This is a genomic window from Thiofilum sp. (genome assembly GCF_016711335.1).
Taxonomy (GTDB): Bacteria; Pseudomonadota; Gammaproteobacteria; order Thiotrichales; family Thiotrichaceae; genus Thiofilum.
The window spans coordinates 1,886,623-1,899,088 of record NZ_JADJTF010000001.1; the positions used below are offsets into that span (position 1 = coordinate 1,886,623).

The 12,466-nt window shown below is 46.0% G+C and carries 15 protein-coding genes and 1 other RNA gene; 6 read left to right on the forward strand and 10 right to left on the reverse strand.

Going from position 1 to position 12,466, the window contains the following annotated elements:
* Positions 1-26: 26 nt before the first annotated feature.
* Positions 27-500: a chemotaxis protein CheW gene (locus IPL34_RS08950; RefSeq protein WP_296840857.1), complete on the reverse strand. Its 474-nt coding sequence runs from the start codon at positions 498-500 to the stop codon at positions 27-29.
* Positions 501-555: 55 nt separating this feature from the next.
* On the reverse strand, positions 556-948 hold the full coding sequence (locus IPL34_RS08955) for a response regulator (RefSeq protein ID WP_296840859.1): 393 nt from the start codon (positions 946-948) through the stop codon (positions 556-558).
* Between the two features lie 317 nt (positions 949-1,265).
* On the opposite strand from IPL34_RS08955, the gene ffs reads away from it, so the two are divergent.
* The 5 genes from ffs to IPL34_RS08980 all read left to right on the forward strand — a co-directional run bounded on the left by ffs (position 1,266) and on the right by IPL34_RS08980 (position 4,523).
* Positions 1,266-1,362, forward strand: an RNA gene (ffs, locus tag IPL34_RS08960) — signal recognition particle sRNA small type.
* A gap of 34 nt (positions 1,363-1,396) precedes the next feature.
* Positions 1,397-3,193, forward strand: a complete 1,797-nt coding sequence (dnaX, locus tag IPL34_RS08965; protein WP_296840861.1) for a DNA polymerase III subunit gamma/tau — start codon at positions 1,397-1,399, stop codon at positions 3,191-3,193.
* Between the two features lie 50 nt (positions 3,194-3,243).
* The gene (locus IPL34_RS08970; RefSeq protein ID WP_296840863.1) at positions 3,244-3,570 is read left to right on the forward strand and encodes a YbaB/EbfC family nucleoid-associated protein; all 327 of its coding nucleotides are present in this window, start codon (positions 3,244-3,246) and stop codon (positions 3,568-3,570) included.
* Positions 3,571-3,572: 2 nt separating this feature from the next.
* Positions 3,573-4,169: a recombination mediator RecR gene (gene recR, locus IPL34_RS08975; RefSeq protein ID WP_296840866.1), complete on the forward strand. Its 597-nt coding sequence runs from the start codon at positions 3,573-3,575 to the stop codon at positions 4,167-4,169.
* Positions 4,170-4,181: 12 nt separating this feature from the next.
* Complete coding sequence (locus tag IPL34_RS08980; RefSeq protein WP_296840869.1) at positions 4,182-4,523, forward strand: histidine triad nucleotide-binding protein; 342 nt, start codon at positions 4,182-4,184, stop codon at positions 4,521-4,523.
* Between the two features lie 190 nt (positions 4,524-4,713).
* Here the strand turns inward: IPL34_RS08980 and IPL34_RS08985 are convergent, their stop codons facing one another.
* From IPL34_RS08985 to IPL34_RS09015, 7 genes are all read right to left on the reverse strand, one after another.
* Positions 4,714-5,532, reverse strand: a complete 819-nt coding sequence (locus IPL34_RS08985) for a hypothetical protein (protein WP_296840872.1) — start codon at positions 5,530-5,532, stop codon at positions 4,714-4,716.
* Entirely contained in the window at positions 5,529-6,572 is a 1,044-nt protein-coding gene (locus tag IPL34_RS08990) for an AAA family ATPase (protein ID WP_296840875.1), read from the reverse strand. The genes IPL34_RS08985 and IPL34_RS08990 overlap by 4 nt, the downstream gene beginning before the upstream one ends.
* Before the next feature lie 93 nt (positions 6,573-6,665).
* On the reverse strand, positions 6,666-7,028 hold the full coding sequence (locus IPL34_RS08995) for a hypothetical protein (RefSeq protein WP_296840878.1): 363 nt from the start codon (positions 7,026-7,028) through the stop codon (positions 6,666-6,668).
* A 5-nt stretch (positions 7,029-7,033) separates the two neighbouring features.
* Positions 7,034-7,315, reverse strand: coding sequence for a hypothetical protein (locus tag IPL34_RS09000; protein WP_296840881.1), 282 nt, complete (start codon positions 7,313-7,315; stop codon positions 7,034-7,036).
* A 210-nt stretch (positions 7,316-7,525) separates the two neighbouring features.
* Positions 7,526-8,008, reverse strand: a complete 483-nt coding sequence (locus IPL34_RS09005; protein WP_296840883.1) for a hypothetical protein — start codon at positions 8,006-8,008, stop codon at positions 7,526-7,528.
* Between the two features lie 52 nt (positions 8,009-8,060).
* Entirely contained in the window at positions 8,061-9,200 is a 1,140-nt protein-coding gene (locus tag IPL34_RS09010; RefSeq protein ID WP_296840886.1) for an IS4 family transposase, read from the reverse strand.
* A 134-nt stretch (positions 9,201-9,334) separates the two neighbouring features.
* Positions 9,335-10,564 carry an RtcB family protein gene (locus tag IPL34_RS09015; protein ID WP_296840889.1) on the reverse strand — a complete coding sequence of 410 codons (1,230 nt, stop codon included), beginning with the start codon at positions 10,562-10,564 and terminating at the stop codon, positions 9,335-9,337.
* Between the two features lie 269 nt (positions 10,565-10,833).
* Here IPL34_RS09015 and IPL34_RS09020 point away from each other — a divergent pair, with 269 nt between their 5' ends.
* Positions 10,834-11,241, forward strand: coding sequence for a histidine triad nucleotide-binding protein (locus IPL34_RS09020; RefSeq protein WP_296840892.1), 408 nt, complete (start codon positions 10,834-10,836; stop codon positions 11,239-11,241).
* 12 nt (positions 11,242-11,253) lie between these two features.
* On the opposite strand, the gene IPL34_RS09025 is transcribed toward IPL34_RS09020, so the two are convergent.
* The gene (locus tag IPL34_RS09025; RefSeq protein ID WP_296840894.1) at positions 11,254-12,399 is read right to left on the reverse strand and encodes a glycosyltransferase family 1 protein; all 1,146 of its coding nucleotides are present in this window, start codon (positions 12,397-12,399) and stop codon (positions 11,254-11,256) included.
* Positions 12,400-12,466: the final 67 nt, after the last annotated feature.

The window sequence follows — 12,466 nt, forward strand, 5'->3', positions numbered from 1 at the left end:
GTACTAGCGTGGTTACTATCAATAGGTTATAGGTGTGTGGCCTGCATAAGTCGTTGAATTAGCGTCTGATGATCAGCTAATAATAATGTTTTATCGTTGTAATGGATGACCCCATGAATCCAACTAGGCAGTGGTGCATCATGGGTGCTGGGAGTGGGACTATTGTCAAATTTTAGTGCCTTGGGGTAGCTATCGCAGGTGATTACAATAGCTGAACTGTGTGCCGGTTTAAGCCACAGTAGCTTGGGGTTTTGGAGAGTGCTGGTTTGACCATAGAGAATATAGTGCATATCGACGAGGGGATAAAAATCCCCTCGTACTGCCACTAAACCTTTACACCAATTAGGAGGAAAGGGTAAAGGTGAGTGGCTAACTTGCATCAATACTTCAGCCAATGTGTCAGGTTCTAGTAATAAAGCATGTGTACCCACTTGATAGTAAAATTGGGTCAGCGGTGTTGTTGAGCTAACTACGTTAGCTGAGGCGGTTTCAACACTCATAATCCTCCTCCTAGAGAGGCTATTAGCTTGATGGGGTAGCGGGTTGAAGTATGTATCAAGACTGCGCCAAGTTTGCAATGCCGTTTAATATATCGCTTTCTTCATAGGGTTTAGTGATATAACCACTAGCTCCTTGTTTTTGCGCCCATAATTTATCTACGGGGTTGTTTTTACCAGACACCATCAATACGGGTATGTGCTGGGTGTCAGCATTACGCTTAATAGCGCGACAGGCTTGGTAGCCATCCCCGTTATCCATAATAATGTCGAGCATGATTAAATCGGGATGATGCTCGATGGCGGCAAGTTTTGCTTCCTCGCCCGACTGGACTTCGAGTACTGTATAGCCAGCACGCTCTAAAATCTGCCGTAATTTAACACGTTCGGTTTGTGAGTCATCGGCGATTAATATGGTGCTAATGGTACTCACTTTGGTGGTTTCACTCATCACTTCGACTCCCTGATTTGCAGCTTTTTGCGGTTAGCTTATAAGTGCTAATCCTCGCACCTGATTAGCCGTATAGCGGCATATTCCTTACCTAAGTTGCTAATAGTACAACTACGATACACATTCCTTATGTCAGGGCATGTTGTTGTTTATTAATACTGGGCTAGAATGCACTAATTTGCCAAAAAATTTTAGCTCTAAGGGCAATAATTTAACTTCTAAGGCGCTTGACAGTAGTAAATTGAACGAATGTTGGAATAAACCTTGAGGCTACTTATAAATTTAGTCATAATCACGCCCTCATCGATGGAGACTCATATCGGTTCTCTCGCAATGGTAGGTTGTGAACCCCGTCAGGTCCGGAAGGAAGCAGCGGTAGCAGCTGATTCATGTGCCGAGATGCGGCTGGTATGAGTCGCCACCCCTCTACCTTCCAGCTACCTAAGTCATGAGTTATCAAGTACTTGCCCGCAAATGGCGACCACAAAATTTTGAGCAAATGGTAGGGCAGCAACATGTACTCCGCGCTCTCAAAACTGCTTTAAATGAACATCGGCTTCATCATGCTTATTTATTTACCGGAACTCGTGGTGTCGGTAAAACAACCATAGCCCGTGTCTTTGCCAAAAGCCTTAATTGTGAAGTCGGCATTTCAGCCTCACCTTGTGGGGTGTGTCGTAGTTGTGTGGAAATTGCCGAAGGACGCCATGTTGACTTAATCGAGGTCGATGCAGCCTCACGCACTAAAGTCGAAGATACCCGCGAATTATTAGAAAATGTACAATATGCGCCTACGCGTGGACGTTTTAAGATTTACCTTATTGACGAAGTGCATATGCTCTCAGGACATAGCTTTAATGCCTTACTTAAAACCCTAGAAGAGCCTCCTGAGCATATTAAGTTTCTCTTTGCCACCACTGACCCGCAAAAGTTACCCGTTACCATTTTATCTCGTTGCTTACAATTTAATCTCAAGCGTATGTCGCCAGAGATGATTGGTGGCTATTTAAAGCAAGTATTAGAAGCCGAGCAGATCACGTTTGAGGAGGGTGCTCTGACGCTATTAGGGCGTGCTGCGGATGGTAGTATGCGCGATGCGTTGAGTTTAACCGATCAAGCGATTGTGACGGGAGAAGGTCAGCTCCTTGAAGCTTCAGTACGTGATATGTTGGGCTTACTGCCGCAGGGTTTACTGGCTGAACTCATTGGCAAAATTGCTCAAGATGATGCGCCTGCTGCGTTTGCAGTGATTGAGCAACTCTCACAGATGAATACTGATTTTATGCAGGCGGCGGAGAATGTGATTTCGTCCTTACATCAAATTGCGATTCGCCAAGCCGTTCCCAGTCGTATTCAGGATGAACTAACACCTCTAGTCGAGCAGCTAAGTGCAGCGGATGTGCAACTTTATTATCAGATTGCGCTCTATGGGCGACGCGATTTGCCGCTAGCACCGGATGCACGGGCGGGATTTGAAATGATGATCTTACGGATGCTAGCGTTTCGTTTAGATCAGCAGGGTAGTTCGCATGAGGACGGCAAAAAAAAAACTTTAGTGCCACCTCTAGTCCCTAGTAATAATAATCCTCAAAAAATTCAGGCTAGCAGTACCACCGCACCTACTCCCAAGCGAGATGTATTGCCTTGGGAGGATCAGCCCGCTTCTATTGCACAATCTAAGCCTAGCAGCCAGTCACCCGTTTCCGCACCTGTGGTTCAGCAGCCAGTTACTCCTAAAGTAATTAACCCTGTCACCACTGAATTACCAGTCTCTACGGCTAAGCCTACGCCGCTCAGTTCAGAAGCATTGGCTACTGCTAGCTCTAATGACGTTAGTACTACCAGAGAAGTTAAGGACGAAAACCCTTGGCATGCTATCTTGCCACAACTGGGTTTAACGGGAATGGCGGCGGAAGTAGGGCGCAATTGTATTTTAGAGCGCTATGATGAATTAGCAGGACGAGTACAGTTAATGTTAGACCCTCATAGTGATTCATTACGCTCGGAGACTACTGAGTCGGTGTTTATTGAGGCACTCAGTCGTTATTACCAGCAGCCTGTGCATGTGGTCTTTCAAGTGAAACCTTTGACGGCTGAGTCACCTGCCCAAAAACTAATACGCTTGAAAAATGCCCGCCAACTAGAGGCTGAGGCGAGTATTCTTAATGATCCTTTTATTCAAGCCCTACAACAAGAGTACGGTGGGGTGATTATTCCGGGGTCGATTCGACCGATTGAGCAGTGAAATAAAATCTATAGTAAACTAAACGCACATAAAATTTAGGAGTTAGAGCCATGATGAAAGGCGGTTTAGGTAATCTGATGAAGCAAGCGCAGAAAATGCAGGAAAACATGCAACGTGCGCAACAAGAGGTAGCCGAGTTAGAAATTACAGGACAATCAGGTGGTGGGCTAGTGAGTGTCGTAGTGACAGGTCGCCATGAGTGTAAACGCGTCACGATTGATCCTTCTTTATTTGAAGATGATAAAGATATGATTGAGGACTTAGTAGCGGCAGCATTTAATGATGCAGCACAACGTTTAGATGAGCGCACCAAGGAATTAATGGCGGGTGCAACAGCAGGTATGCAATTGCCAGCAGGCATGAAGTTACCGTTTTAACTATGAGTGACTCTTCCTTACTCAAAGGATTAATTGATGCCTTACGCGTGTTACCCGGAGTGGGGGCGCGTACTGCACAACGCATGGCTTTCCATTTGCTAGAGCATGACCGTGCGGGTGGACTGCATTTAGCGCGTACTATGGCGCATGCCTTAGAGCATATACATCATTGTCGTTTATGCCGCACTTTGACCGAAAATGAGCTATGCAAAATCTGCTCAGATAGTGGGCGCGATGGTAAATTAATCTGCGTGGTCGAGCATCCGTCCGACGTGATTGCTTTAGAACAAGCTACCGATTATCACGGCTATTATTTTGTCCTAGGTGGGAGGCTTTCACCTTTAGATGGGATTAGCCCCGAAGATATTGGTTTAGATCAGCTCGAAAAGCGTCTAGGTGCTGGTTCAATTAAAGAAGTCATTTTAGCCACTAATCCTACGGTAGAGGGTGAAATGACCGCTTATTATATTAATGAATTAGCTAAGAAATATCAGATTGCCACTAGCCGCATCGCACACGGTGTTCCAGTGGGTAGTGAGTTGGAGTATGTGGACAGTAGTACGCTGTCGCATGCGTTTGAAGGGCGGCGTAAGTATTAATAAGGGTTAGAGATGGATCAAAATTGCATTTTTTGTCGTATTGTGGCAGGCACTATTCCAGCTAAAGAACTGTATCGTGATGATGAGGTAGTGGCTTTTCAGGATATTAATCCACAGGCTCCCTTACACGCTTTAGTGATTCCGACTAAGCATCTATCCACCTTGAATGATGCCGATTCTGTAGACCAAGCGGTGCTCGGTAAACTCATGCTGGTAGCTAAGCAGGTGGCTAATGCGGCGGGCTATAATGATTACAAAGTACAGATGAATTGCGGCAAAGGGGCGGGACAGGTGGTGTTTCATATTCACCTGCATGTATTGGCAGGTGGCTCTTTTAGTAAAGAGGTGGGTTGAGTGTGGCTAGTGATTTTGTTGCATTACTCACAAGGTAACAGCTATGAGTAAAGTCAATTTTAATACTAATTACTTAATACTATGTAATCGCTTATAACTACAATTGCTATAATATCATTAAAAACAATATGTTATAGGCATATGTTAGACGCGATTACTTTCTATTAGGCACTTACCAAAATAAATGGTTTCAACAACGCAAACGCTGAATTAACATACCCAAATCATCGGGCAACAACAGCCTCTCAAATAACATCTTTTTACTTTTGGTTTCAGGCATTTGCCCGAATACGTTGTTCATGTACGGATGCACAACGTGTTTCCAGAAGGTTTTACCGTGTACCCACTGAGCCAGTTGCTCAGATTGGGAAAGTGATTGGACTTCGCTTAAACGCTGCTGAAACTCGGTAAAGATGCGTCGCGGCTCTAGTAATTGATCCCAATCCTCCAAAACACGGCGGATTTCGCTATCATCTTGTGCCGTCGCAACGCTGCTTTCGGCGGCGAGTGCCTCCTTGAAACCGCGTGCGCGTAAACCAGACCAGAGCGGTGTAATCACTTGCCACAATACGCCATGCCGCACGTACTCCGGCAATTTTCCAAGAATATTCTGCGTGAAATCGGCTTCACCATCGGCAATGACAGATTGCTGACGGGGCGGTAAGGCTTGCCAAAGCTCGGCGGGATTGATCAGATAGTTTTCCATGCACCAACGGTTCAATACCAGTAAATTGGGTAGGGCTTGAGCCTGCTGGTCAATGGTTGCTTGATCCCACGTATCGCGATCGACCAAGCCAAGCCATGTGGGTTCAGCATCCAGTATTTCCAATACTTGTCGTTTATTGCCCGCAAAGGCGATGACCCAGCGTTGTTCCCATGTCGGGCAGTGGTGCTTGAGCAGAATGGTCAATGCCGTTTTATCGTCCGCACCCTCGACAATCAGGGCTTGCTTATCCTGAGCACCGATTTCACGCTCACGAACTTTCTGGGCAACGCTTTTTCCGCTCATGTTTGGCTTTCCATTCCCAGCAAGACCCGCTGACCGATGGCTTCATAGCGGCTCCACACATCGGGAACGTGGGAGGTAATGATGAGCTGCCCATCGCGTTCAGCCACCATGTTTTCCAGTTGCGCAAGAAAGCCGGAAATGAGGGAGGGGTGCAAGTAGAGGTCGGGTTCGTCGATCATTACAATGCCACCGCGTTCCATCCAGCGATCCACCATGTAAAGCTGGATTAAGACTTGGTGTTCGCCGGATGAAAGTTCGTCAATACCGTGGGTGCTGCCATTGGCGAGTTGGATACGCAAGCGGTTTTCGCCGAGGATCACTTCTTTGAGGATTTCCTTGCCTGACAGGAAACTGTTCATGTTATCGACCAGTTTGCTGAAACGTTCTTCTGAGGCGATTTTCATCCCTAATAGGGCGGACTCGACTTGTCCATCCCAGTTCTCGGTAGCACGGTAACTACTCAGCCAGCGTTGTTCCATGTTTTCCGCTTTGATTTCACCCAACCCATACTTTGGTGTTACCCAACGGCGTTCCTCGGCATCCAGAAACAGAATGTTTGGAGATTCACTGGGCTGGGGCGAAACCAGCATCTTTTGCCGCGCCCGCGTCCAGTTATTTAGGAATGGATCATAATCAGAAGGGTGGAAATATATTCGCCCAAACCCAGAACCCTCTCCCAAGGCAATATAATCAGGTTTGACCAGTGCTGGATTTGTACTCCAATGCCCTTCACCAAATGCAAGTAATAGTGATTTTGTCTCAGCAAATGGCAAATTTTCCACGACGATGGCAAATCCACCTCCCATAGATAAAAATCTACGTTCAACACTTTTCTCTGGTAAATGCTTACGGTTATGTAGCCAGTAGCCGAAGGCACTCCACAACATGGCAATGCCACGTAATAGCGTAGATTTTCCGCAGCCATTTGCGCCACTCAATAAGATACGGGTTGCCGTTTCATCACTCCAACTGTCACGAAAATCGAAGCTTTGCGTCCCCAATGCCCCAAACTCGTAGGTGTGGATAGCGCGGATTCTCATGCTAACCTCCATAAAATCATGACAAGTGATTGATTCAGAAACGCCATTGCTGGATATTCCTAGTTCTGATGGTTTCGTCACAGTATAGCATTATCACAACCGCTGCCACTCACTGACAATTTCCTCGTATTTCGCATCGACCAAACCCTGCTCATCAGCACATGCAAACAGTGCCACTTGCAGCGCGGAAGACAGCTGGGAGTAGGTTCGCAATTGCTCCATGATACGAATAACTTCCTCATCGCTCAAAAGCCGCTGCTGGATCAATGCCATACTTGCGGGTTCAACAATGTCTTGCATAGGGTGCGAAAACGCCGATTTCCAGTATACATGCAATACCAGAAACGGTGCATCGCCACCGATTTCTAGCAATTGCACAATAAGTTGCTGACATGAGGCGGCGTCGTGACAGGGGAAATTGTAATCGATGTGGGCGTAGAGTTTTTGGTAGGTCATGTCGTTTACATGCCGCGTTCTGCATACAACTTATCCCGATCATGCATCATATCGCCGCCCAAGCTAAAGGTTTCTGCCTTGAACGGTTTGTAAACGTGCGTAGCTCGTAATTGAGTAACTCGATAAACTCTTTGAAGTCGCGTTGGAACATCGGGTAGGAAACTCAGGTAGGATTGACGAAGCATTTCAACAGCATCCAGGCGCTCTGAAATCGGGCGGGTGATCCAATACTGATAGTCGGAGGGTTGATCTTGGTTGCTGGTGATACGTACCACTTTCCTGATCATGCGGGGTTCGCTGGTTGCTGGAATATCTGCCATTGGTGAATGCTGTGGGTAGTAAATTTATGCCTGATTATAGCATTCATTACCCCTTCACACACCCCTCATGCTTCAGCGTATGCAGCACTTCCACCCAATCTCTCTGTACCCCATCACTCGGTCGATCAGCGGGCGGTTTGATATTGGTTTTTCTGGTAAAATGATATTCAATTGATTTTAAATATTAAGTTTTTCTTTTAGGTATTCTTTTAATTCTTGTCCAAGAAAGCTTGTAAAGGTCATATCTAGATAGCTAGATTGATCGGTTTCACACGTATATCTTATTTTTTCAAAATGTTGACTATGAATCTTAAGAAGATTGTGAAAGCTGGGGCTGTTTGGGCTGTTGTGGCAACTGTCGTTGAATTTGGATTCAAGAATAGCTCGAATGTCTGCGCACATCTCATGATTTATCAGTTTGGTAAGATCATGACCTGAGCTATGAGTGTCGGTTTTTAGTTCCATGATACCTTTCATTAACAGCTCGGCTGCAAATGCGTGATGTGTGCCAACAATAACGTATTCAAAGTTGTTATAAGCCCGTGGATTTTTTTGAGAGTTTGCCTTGCATTCTTTCGTAACAAGTGCTGCTGCTTCAAGAAAATACATTGCTTGCTCATAAAAATTTGATGCTTTTTTATGGTGTTGATTATTAGCCATTAGAAAATTCCATTTTGATTTATAAAAAGTTACTCTGTACACGACAATTCGCTTAACTCATTGAATCTTTTTCAAAAGAAAATCGCCTGAGTTTCATCCGTCCATCCTCGATCGCCATGAATTGTGGTGGACAAAGGAACAGAAGCAGCAGCCTAAGCCTATCCACTTTTTCCCGTACCCTTCCATTCAATAAATCGGTCAAGTAGTCCAAGCCGTAACGGAAGACACTTTGCTCTTTGCGTCCATGTTTTTTCGTCTTCAAAGGCTTGACGGCTTTTTCCTTCCATTCGCCGACTTTGTGCGCCCAACAGAAGCCAATGGCAAGCAACGCCATCATCTTTTTGATGCGAGGGGGTTTGGTGAAGTGAGTGGCTTCCATGTGAAAACCACGCCCTTTCAAGCATTGGAACAGGTTTTCAATTTCCCAACGTAGCCGATAAGTGCCAATGGGATCAGCCGTGTAGTGGTTGCTGGCGATAATCAACAACTCACCACTGGGCAGCTTTGAGCCACTGAGCCAAACCCATTCCCCGCTAACGTCGCGACGGTGACGGAGAACGCGCCGTTTACCCGGCTTGAGGTTGGCAAACAGCGAGCGGACATGCGCCTCTTTTTTGTGTTTGTCGGTCATCAACTGATTACCCTTGATACGAATCAAGTAGGGAATCTCTTTGGAAGACAACCACTTCCACCATTGACCACCAATAAACTCACGGTCAGCCAACACACCCAAGATGTTGTTGCGCCCGAATTGGCTGATAAATCGTTGCAGCAGGGCAATACGTTCACGTTGGTTAGAATTACCGCGTTTGTTCAACACCATCCAGTAAACGGGGATAGCCGCACCTTGGTAAACAACCGCCAAAGTCAGGAGATTGAGGTTGGATTTGCCCCATTTCCAGTTGGTTCTGTCGAGTGTGAGGTAGTATTGTTGACCACTAAAGGCGAACATTCCCATAAGAAAATGGGCAATGTCATTGTAATTAAAGAACACTTGGCTAAAAAAGCGTTGCATCCGTCGATAGCGGGAACCAATGTCGGTGTCAGAATCTATGTGTACCGCCAACAACGCCAAATTCATTTGTCGCGCACTCAGCAAGGCCTGCAGCATTCCCACAAAACAATCCAAACGGGGCTTGCCCCAACTCAAGTGGGCTTTTAAACTGTCACGTAGTCCATCGCTCAGATCCATTTTGCTCTCCTGTGTGGTAACTAGAGAGTAAAACATAGGAGCGGTGGACTTTCACCATCTCCATGACAAACATGCTAAATCAATAAGTTAGTGGTTTTGTCGTGTACAGAGAAAAAGTTAGGTGAGCGAATAGCTCACCCCTTCACACACACCACTTGCTTCAACGTATACAACACTTCCACCAAATCGCTCTGCGCCGCCATCACCTTATCAATTGGTTTATAAGCCGATGGGGTTTCATCAATCACCGCTTCATCCACACGGCATTCCACCCCTGCAACAGCAAGCTTATGCTCATCCAGCGACACGCGGCGTTTTGCCTCAGTACGTGACATCACCCGCCCCGCGCCGTGGCTGCAACTGCAAAAACTTTCCTCATTACCCAGCCCGCGCACAATGAAGGATTTCGCCCCCATACTGCCCGGAATAATCCCAAGCTGACCCTTTTGCGCACTTACCGCACCTTTACGTGTTACCCACACATCCTTACCGTAGTGGTGTTCGCGGCTAATGTAGTTGTGGTGGCAATTCACCGCCTCCACGTCCGCTGTGAACGGGATCGTCAACACTTCGCGGATCGCCTGTAAAGTACGCGCCATCATCAGCTCGCGGTTGGCTTGCGCGAAATCCTGCGCCCATGCCACCGCTTCCACATAGTCGCGGAAATGCGGGCTACCTTCGGGAATGTAAGCTAAATCCTTATCCGGTAGGTTAATGAAATAGCGTTCCATATCCTTTTTTGCCTGCTCGATAAAGTGCGTACCGATAGCATTGCCTACCCCGCGTGACCCGCTGTGTAACATCACCCATACAGTTTGGGTTTCATCCAAACACACCTCGATGAAATGGTTGCCTGTACCCAACGTCCCCAAGTGCTTTAGATTATTGGTGTTTTTTAGGAAGGGATGCTTCTCGCACAAACGCTGGAAACCTGCACTTAAAGCCAGCCATTTTTCTAATACGTCTGCGGGTGGATCACCCCAGCTTCCAGTATCGCGTTTACCACGAGTCGCCACCCGTCCATGCGGAATCGCTTGCTCAATCTTATTGCGCATGGTTTCCAAGGAATCAGGTAAGTCAGTACCCTTTAAAGTGGTTTTCGCTGCCATCATCCCACAGCCCAAATCCACACCCACCGCCGCTGGAATCACCGCGCCAATAGTGGGAATCACACTGCCAATGGTCGCACCTTTACCCAAATGCACATCGGGCATGGCGGCTACCCATTGGTGAATGAAAGGCATTTTGGCAATATTGAGTAATTGCTTTTTAGAGTTGTCGTCAAAGGGAACGCCTTTTGTCCACGATTTAACGGGGGCGTGACCTTCTTCGTAGAGAACTTCGTAGTTACCAGTAGTAGTCATTATGTGCTCCTTACTTAACGCTGGTTATGCGAGATATATAGCAAGTGGTATGCCAAGGAGTTTTAAAATATAAGATATTGATATTATTATGTATTTTAAGTGTAGTTGGTCTTAATGCTACTAAGCTCTTGGCTAGGAATATCCAAATAAATAAGTTTTTATCCTGAAAAATATTCATTAGCTAGCTATTGAATTGATGCTGGCTTATTAGAACCAGCAATCGTCTCAAGGGTGGTTTCAAGGATTTCCTTTGCTAAGGACTGAGTAATTTGAATATCATTTGCTCTAGTGGTAGTGAACAACGTTTTAATAATAGCTGGGAGCTTAGGATGCAAAATCGCTGTGTATTTTGTCGTATTGTTCAAGGGATTGAACCAGCGCGTATTTTATATCGGGATGAAGAGGTGATTGCGTTTCGTGATATTAATCCTCAAGCGCCTTTTCATGCTTTAGTTATTCCTACTCAGCATATTGCGTCCTTGAATGATATTGAAGTTGCGCAAGATAGGGTCTTAGGTAAGTTATTTTTGGTGGCTAAGCAAATTGCTCATGGCGCAGGCTATACAGAAAGCGGTTATCGAGTGGCGATGAATTGTGGGCGTGATGCGGGGCAAACCGTCTTTCATATTCATCTGCATGTGCTAGCCGGACGTTTCTTAACTTGGCCTCCGGGTTAATCAGCGTTTAGCTTATTGGAGCTTAGTAGTAGCGGCTTGTTGTAATAGCTGATGCAGTTGCTCAGTGACTTGATACCAATCTAAGGTTAAGGCAGTTGCTCGTGCATGGGTGGCTATAGTGGCGCGGTGAGACGCTTGAGCGGCTTGAAGCGTTTGTTCAATAAAGGCAGCATGATCTCCAAACGGCACAACCCAACCATTGACTTCGTGCTGAATATGCTCTTGCGCTGCCGCATAATTAAAAGCCACGACTGGCAAACCACTCGCCATTGCCTCAGTAATCACATTACCAAACGTTTCACTGAGGCTGGGATATAAAAATAAATCACCACTAGCATAATGTTGAGCTAGCGCTACGCCGGTTTGCATTCCGGCAAAGTGTGCAAAGGGATAAGTTTTTTGTAAACGTGAGCGTTCAGGTCCGTCACCGACTACTAAAAACTGGGCGTTAGGCTGAGTGTGTTGCAAGCGTTGAAATGCTTGAAAGGCTAAATCTAAATTTTTCTCATGCGCTAAACGAGCAACTAATACTACTAATAAATCGGTGTTACTCACCCCTAAGCGCTGGCGTAAAGCGTTACTGCGTTGGTTTGGATTAAATAAATCGGCATCAATCCCGCGTGCGAGTAAGGCAAGATTTTTATAGCCTTTGGTGCTCAAGTACTGGCATAGACTTTGGGTAGGGACGAGAGTAAATAGGGTTTGATTATGTAAAGAACGTAGATAGCGGCTGGCTAAGTTTTTGAAAATACCCAGACGATAATAGTCACTGTATTGATCAAAGTGAGTGTGAAAGTCGCTAATCACCGGAATTTTTAATGTTTGGGCTATCCATAAAGCGGCATAACCTAAAGGCCCTTCAGTAACAATTTGTACCACATCAGGGCGTTGTTGCTTCCATAAGCGATACAATAAATAAGCAGCCGGTGCACCTAATCTCACTTGAGGATAAAACGGTAAGCGCCAACTGGCTACTAAATGCTCGCTGAAATCCGGTCTAACACTTGCCTGATCTTGCTGACTTTGACGGGGGCGAATCAGTTGCACGCAATAACCAAACTCGCTGTGGAGGCGATGTACCAATTGAGCAATAGTATGTGCGACTCCATTAATTTCAGGCGGCCAAGTTTCGGTTACCACGGCAAGGGTTAAAGCCATATAAGGTGCTCATTCTCATGGGTGAGTCAGTACCTTAAAGCTTTTAGACTACGAATTTATGACAACT

Coding starts and splice junctions, on each gene's coding strand:
- IPL34_RS09025 (WP_296840894.1), bottom strand. CDS start 12,399: ATGGCTTTAACCCTTGCCGTGGTAACCGAAACTTGGCCGCCTGAAATT.
- IPL34_RS08950 (WP_296840857.1), bottom strand. CDS start 500: ATGAGTGTTGAAACCGCCTCAGCTAACGTAGTTAGCTCAACAACACCG.
- recR (WP_296840866.1), top strand. CDS start 3,573: ATGAGTGACTCTTCCTTACTCAAAGGATTAATTGATGCCTTACGCGTG.
- IPL34_RS08995 (WP_296840878.1), bottom strand. CDS start 7,028: ATGACCTACCAAAAACTCTACGCCCACATCGATTACAATTTCCCCTGT.
- IPL34_RS09000 (WP_296840881.1), bottom strand. CDS start 7,315: ATGATCAGGAAAGTGGTACGTATCACCAGCAACCAAGATCAACCCTCC.
- IPL34_RS09005 (WP_296840883.1), bottom strand. CDS start 8,008: ATGGCTAATAATCAACACCATAAAAAAGCATCAAATTTTTATGAGCAA.
- IPL34_RS08980 (WP_296840869.1), top strand. CDS start 4,182: ATGGATCAAAATTGCATTTTTTGTCGTATTGTGGCAGGCACTATTCCA.
- IPL34_RS08970 (WP_296840863.1), top strand. CDS start 3,244: ATGATGAAAGGCGGTTTAGGTAATCTGATGAAGCAAGCGCAGAAAATG.
- IPL34_RS08985 (WP_296840872.1), bottom strand. CDS start 5,532: ATGAGCGGAAAAAGCGTTGCCCAGAAAGTTCGTGAGCGTGAAATCGGT.
- IPL34_RS08990 (WP_296840875.1), bottom strand. CDS start 6,572: ATGAGAATCCGCGCTATCCACACCTACGAGTTTGGGGCATTGGGGACG.
- IPL34_RS08955 (WP_296840859.1), bottom strand. CDS start 948: ATGAGTGAAACCACCAAAGTGAGTACCATTAGCACCATATTAATCGCC.
- IPL34_RS09010 (WP_296840886.1), bottom strand. CDS start 9,200: ATGGATCTGAGCGATGGACTACGTGACAGTTTAAAAGCCCACTTGAGT.
- IPL34_RS09015 (WP_296840889.1), bottom strand. CDS start 10,564: ATGACTACTACTGGTAACTACGAAGTTCTCTACGAAGAAGGTCACGCC.
- dnaX (WP_296840861.1), top strand. CDS start 1,397: ATGAGTTATCAAGTACTTGCCCGCAAATGGCGACCACAAAATTTTGAG.